6 protein-coding genes and 1 pseudogene are annotated in these 4,306 nt (G+C 65.2%); 3 read left to right on the top strand and 4 right to left on the bottom strand.

Translation table 11 applies throughout. The features are described 5' to 3' along the window. Positions 1–237, top strand: a 237-nt coding sequence (locus tag ACWEO7_RS38260) for a hypothetical protein (RefSeq protein WP_452430594.1), incomplete at its 5' end; no start/stop codon positions are given. Between the two features lie 326 nt (positions 238–563). Beyond that, positions 564–1,520, top strand: coding sequence for an alpha/beta fold hydrolase (locus tag ACWEO7_RS38255; RefSeq protein WP_452430593.1), 957 nt, complete (start codon positions 564–566; stop codon positions 1,518–1,520). A gap of 185 nt (positions 1,521–1,705) precedes the next feature. On the opposite strand, the gene ACWEO7_RS38250 is transcribed toward ACWEO7_RS38255, so the two are convergent. The 3 genes from ACWEO7_RS38250 to ACWEO7_RS38240 form a co-directional block, all read right to left on the bottom strand. Beyond that, on the bottom strand, positions 1,706–1,963 hold the full coding sequence (locus ACWEO7_RS38250; RefSeq protein WP_452430591.1) for a gas vesicle protein GvpG: 258 nt from the start codon (positions 1,961–1,963) through the stop codon (positions 1,706–1,708). Positions 1,964–2,015: 52 nt separating this feature from the next. Beyond that, a complete protein-coding gene (locus ACWEO7_RS38245) occupies positions 2,016–2,267 on the bottom strand; it encodes a hypothetical protein (protein ID WP_452430589.1) in 252 nt (83 codons plus the stop codon). Between the two features lie 540 nt (positions 2,268–2,807). Beyond that, entirely contained in the window at positions 2,808–3,116 is a 309-nt protein-coding gene (locus tag ACWEO7_RS38240) for a hypothetical protein (protein WP_452430587.1), read from the bottom strand. A gap of 417 nt (positions 3,117–3,533) precedes the next feature. Here ACWEO7_RS38240 and ACWEO7_RS38235 point away from each other — a divergent pair, with 417 nt between their 5' ends. Beyond that, positions 3,534–3,893 carry a DoxX family protein gene (locus ACWEO7_RS38235; protein WP_452430585.1) on the top strand — a complete coding sequence of 120 codons (360 nt, stop codon included), beginning with the start codon at positions 3,534–3,536 and terminating at the stop codon, positions 3,891–3,893. Positions 3,894–4,027: 134 nt separating this feature from the next. Here the strand turns inward: ACWEO7_RS38235 and ACWEO7_RS38230 are convergent. Continuing rightward, positions 4,028–4,306 (bottom strand): annotated as a pseudogene (locus tag ACWEO7_RS38230) (IS701 family transposase); the annotation flags it as partial.

Genomic DNA, 4,306 nt, shown 5'->3' with positions numbered 1-4,306 from the left:
ACGTCGTCGTCGCAGTGGGCCGATGAGGTCAAGGCGGGAAGCGACCGCTACCGACAGTGGCAGGACAAGCTCGAACAGTCGGGCGCCGACATCGATCCGGTGGACCTGTTCGATCTGGAACCGATGAGGCAGCGGTATCAGCAGATGGGTGGCGAGCCTTCCCCGTTCACACCGGGAGAGTTGCACGATGCGGACAAGTATGAGCGGCTGCACACCCAGCTGCGCTCGGGAACGTAACGGCGAGCCCGGCGGTGTCCAACGCAGTTCCAACACACCCGATGTCGACAACCGGAGGCTCCCCCCGATGGGGCCCCAACCCAACGGATAACGCCCACTTCGCGTGAGTTCTCGGCGGTCGGGCCGGAATCAATTTGTCGAGCGTGTATCTGGAGTACCCCAGATGCACACGAGTGCGACTCATCTGAACGCCGCTCGGCAGCCGTGAATAGGTGATCGCATGACCGTAGATAGGTATATGCCGCATGTCGGCCGGTACCTGGTCGATGAGGATGGTTGTCGCGCAGCGAGCAGAACACCTCCCCGCCAGTGAACCGGAGCCGCTCATGTCGATCCGCACCACCATCCCCACCGTGGCGCAACGGCGTGTCACGGTCTGGACCGCAGACGGCGTCGCTCTCGCGGTTCGCGAGTACGGTCCGCGCGATGCCGACCGCACCGTCGTCCTCCTGCACGGCCATTGCCTGCGCAGTGAGTCCTGGACCTACATCCGCGACGCGCTGCTGCGCCGATACCCCGACTACCGGGTGGTCTCCTACGACCACCGCGGACACGGCGACTCCGCCGCGGCCCCCCGGCAGACCTACAACCTCGCCCAGCTCAGCCGCGACCTGCAGAACGTTCTCGACGCGGTGGCCCCCACCGGACCGGTCGTCCTCGTCGGCCACTCGATGGGCGGCATGACCGTGCTGACCTACGCCGCACAGCGCCCGCACGAGATCGGCACCCGCATCGTGGGCGCCGCGCTCCTGGCGACCGCCGCGAGCGGGCTCGCCGACGCCGGCCTCGGACGGCTGCTACGTAACCCGGTCGTTTCCGCGTTCCAGAAGGCCGTCCGCCGCGCCCCGGGCCTGATGCACCACGCGAAACCTGTGGCCTGCACACTCTTCGCCCCCGTCATCCGTGCCGCCGAGTTCGGCGACCGCAAGGTCAGCCCGCGGGTGCTGACGCTGGCCAACGCGATGCGCAACGAGACGCCGATCGTCACGATGGCGAGTTTCCTGAGCGAATTCACCGTCTACGACCGGACCGACGCGCTCACGGTCCTCTCGCGAATCCCCACACTGGTGCTGTGCGGCTGCAGCGACCTGATGACGCCGCCGTCGCACTCGGTCGCGATGGCCGCGGCCGTCGAGCACTCCGACCTCGTGATAGTCGAGGGCGCCGGGCACTCGGTGATTCTCGAACAGCCCGACCAGGTCGCCGACGCCATCACCCGCCTCATGACGCGAGCAGGCGACCCCGACCAGGTCGCGGCCGCTCATCTCACCCTCGTCGCCTAATGGGAATGGCCCGTGACGAGCAGGCCGGCTTGTTGCGCGCCCGCGCCGACGCCGAGAGCGTCGAAAGCGGCTGAGACCGTCACGGCCTGTGCTGCCACGTTGCCGGTTTCGAACACAAAACCGAGCGCTTGTCGGTGGGGTGAGGGGGTCGCGTTCTGAGTATGAGTTCAGGCCTTCGGCCTCGGTCACAGCGGGTAACGCCGCATCCGGAGGAACACTTGTCGCTGGGCGGCGAGCTTTTGCCGCTGCGACAACTCGCCCGCGGCGGCGGCTTCGGCGATCTGCTCGAGTCGCCCGCGGATGACCGCGGGGTCCGGTCGGGTCTTCTGCTCGGCTTGATCCCGGACTGCCTGGGCACACCGGATCACCCCGGTGACCACCCTCAACGGCGAGGTGAGGATCGCACCGATCACCCCCACGGCCGGGCCCTGTCGTGGCTGCATCCGCCGGCCTCGGCAGCTGACCGGCACCCGGTCGAATCGTCGATCGGCGCGATCACCAGTTTCCGCCCCGGTCCAGCTGTGTGACGACCGCCGTCCTTGTCTGGTGTCCTACCCCGCCGAGTCGATCCCGGAGGGGTAGGACACCAGACAGTCCCCACCACGCGATGGTCGCGGCCACGCCCAGATATTGCAGGTAGGCGACGATCACCAGCGGCCCGCCGTAGTCACGCCACCACGCACGCAGCCTAACCAGTGCGACCACCCCGGCGGCGAGTAACACGACACCGAGCACCACTGTCCGCAACGGCGCCAGTTGCGCATCGAGTCCAGACGCCGACGGTGCCCATGCGTGCGCAGCAGCATCGACCGGGCGGGCCAGGTGGGTGGTGGGGGATCGGCCTCGGCGAACGAGTTGCGTGCGGCAGCGGTGGTCACCATGGCTGTCTGGCTGATGCTCCGATCGGCTGAGGGCCGCAATTTCGGCATTCGGACAGTCGTCGGTGACGACCGCCATCCTCGGTGACCGATCCCGACAGGTAACGGTTACCCGCTACGCGGCAGTTATCACGGTGACCACCCACTTTTCCCGCCGCACCTGTGCCACGCTGGATACCCACCCCTCGGCTCCCGGCTACCCGAGATCGTCCCCCGACGACACCGACGTACTGTTCCGCCCGGCGACCACCCCCCTTCCGCCTGACCACCACCGCGATACGCTCCGCCGGACATGCCTGACACCCCGGGTCCCCGGCATTGCTTGACAGCCAGCCAAGCACCAACCACACCCGCCCGAACCCTCCCATCACCGCCGGTCAAGGCAACTTCGTTACATTCCGCGCGATTACTACCGGAACCCGGCTTGATGGATGCTGATGTAGGCGGCGGTGAAATAGCCGATGTTCTCGTGCGGAGCCTTCGAGATTTCGACGCCGAGGTGACGTCGGTGGAACCGCCTCCCAGTGCACAGGGAGCGTTCCTGGGTGTTGAACCCGATCCACTCCAATTTCCGGGCCGTCAAGAAGATCGCCGGTTGGAAGTCCCTGCCGAGGTAAGCCATGCCAGTCGCCTCGATCCACCACTGCGCAACCTCGGGGGCGGCCGCAGCCTCGCTCCAGTGCGGGCCGGTGCCGTGCTCGCGCCAATACGCTGCCACCGCTTCGGCCAGCAGCTTGCTGAGAGTGTGCTTCCCCCGTTTTCTCAGAGTCTCCGGGAAACCGGGGGAAGTTCACACCCACAGTGAGATGCCATCAGCCGAATCGCAGTCCGATCGGCCGCAGCGACAACGCTGCAGTGGGAGATTCGACGCCGTGTCGGCGTGAGATGGCCCAGGTCCAGGCCGGATCCAACGGGGAGAGAAGCCGGAGCGATCACGAACTCGTCGACTCTTGGTTACCCATATCGTGTTCAGTGTTCGGCGCGGCGGGCGATCGTCGCCAGCGACGGATGCGGTCAGCGAGCCGACCCTACCAGCCACCGCCCTCTCGCAGAAAGTGACTTACATCACCGTCACGTTAGGTGGCAGCATCACGTCTATCCATGTAAGTCCTACTACAACGACAGGGTGGATTGGATGTTTGAGTTCCCGGACCCGGTTTGGCCCGTTCTGGTCCTAGCATGTATTCAGTTCGGTGACGCGATCATGTGTATAAAGCCGTTCCAGTTCATAGCCGACTGCTTTGAAGGTGTAAATTGGCCCAAAAGATTTTGGTGGGTCATGCCGCCTATCAAATTCGCAGCCGCCGCAGGACTGATTCTCGGGCTCTGGGCGCCATATCTGGCCGCTGTGACATGCGTGGCGCTTGTGCTGTATTTTCTCTCTGCTATAGGGATGCACATCGCGGCGCGGGATTTCGGTCGAAATCTGTTTCTGAATGCGGCATCTATGCTGGCGATCTGCTTAGGGGTCGGGGTCCTGGCATTTCTAGCGTGACTTAGCACGACAGTTGTAGTTCGTTATCTTGGTAGTCGATTTCGTTGGTAGCCGGTTTGTTGGGCGCGGTTTTGGTGGTGTCGGCGCCAGCGGGAGGCGGCGAGCTTGGGTGAGGGTGCGGGCGGGGTAAAGCACTATCGCCAGGAGACGGCGGATTTCGGCGACTGTGATTCGGCCCAGGCCGCGTGGGCCTTTGGGTCGGTGGCGGCGGTGACGGCGAGGAAGGCGTGGGCGAGCATGGCAAGGGTGATGTGCCGGTACCAGGCGTCGTATTTTGCGGACTTGGTAGTGGTCGAGGCCGCATTGGCCTTTGGCGGCTTGGAAGCATTCCTCGATACGCCAGCGTGTTCCGGCGATCCAGGCCAGATCCGCGATGGTGGACCGGCGTGGCCCGTAGCAGACGTAGTAGGCGA

Source organism: Nocardia sp. NPDC004260 (assembly GCF_053603155.1).
This window is presented reverse-complemented; position numbering and strand designations above follow the sequence as displayed.